The sequence below is a fragment of the Paenarthrobacter sp. 2TAF44 genome (genome assembly GCF_052114885.1).
In the GTDB taxonomy this organism is placed as follows: domain Bacteria; phylum Actinomycetota; class Actinomycetes; order Actinomycetales; family Micrococcaceae; genus Arthrobacter.
Genome location: NZ_JBFRFP010000064.1, coordinates 1 through 466, shown reverse-complemented (window position 1 = coordinate 466; position 466 = coordinate 1). Strand labels below are relative to the sequence as shown.

At 57.3% G+C, this 466-nt stretch carries 1 rRNA gene; it reads right to left on the bottom strand.

The window, feature by feature from the left end:
• Positions 1-334 precede the first annotated feature (334 nt).
• A 16S ribosomal RNA gene (locus AB4Z15_RS24960) occupies positions 335-466 on the bottom strand; the annotation flags it as partial.

Here is a 466-nt window from a genome sequence, read left to right as displayed (position 1 = left end):
GCCGGAAGCAGGAACAAAAGAAACACCAGAAGATGCCCCCATGCATTGCTGCAAAAAGGTCCTGTTGCCTCAGGACCCAACAGTGCGCCAAACACAACCCCAYACCAGCCACGCCCCGGCAGCGTTCCACACAACACCACACCCCCAAARAGGGCACGGGTTGCCGTACTGGCACCAGGACACAACCGGTAAAGGCCATGCCAAASAAGTTTGATTCGTTGATGTTTCCACCCATGAGCACCCACCGCAGAACAGACGCCTGCGCAATGGGCAACACTGACAACCCGTCATCCACCCAWGCAGGYAAACAACACAGCTGTTAGCAGCTCCTTAGAAAGGAGGTGATCCAGCCGCACCTTCCGGTACGGCTACCTTGTTACGACTTAGTCCCAATCGCCGGTCCCACCTTCGACGGCTCCCCCCACAAGGGTTAGGCCACCGGCTTCGGGTGTTACCAACTTTCGTG